Annotated in this window: 1 pseudogene; it reads left to right on the plus strand. The window is 62.9% G+C overall.

Features of this window, described 5'->3' with window-relative positions:
• Positions 1-237: pseudogene (locus tag BST12_RS29980) on the plus strand (acetyl-CoA acetyltransferase); the annotation flags it as partial.

Below are 237 nucleotides of genomic sequence, written 5' to 3' on the forward strand. Positions count from 1 at the left end.
GGGCGCGGTTCAGTGCCGTAGCTGCTGACAACCCGCACGCGTGGATCCGCAACCCGGTTACGGCTGACGAGATCTGGCAGCCCGGCCCACAGAACCGGATGGTCAGCTGGCCCTACACCAAGCTTATGAACTCCAACAACATGGTTGACCAGGGTGCCGCGCTGCTGCTGACGTCGGTCGAACGTGCGACACGTCTGCGAATACCGGCCGAACGCTGGGTTTATCCACAGGCTGGCA

Source organism: Mycobacterium angelicum (assembly GCF_002086155.1).
Classification (GTDB): Bacteria; Actinomycetota; Actinomycetes; order Mycobacteriales; family Mycobacteriaceae; genus Mycobacterium; species Mycobacterium angelicum.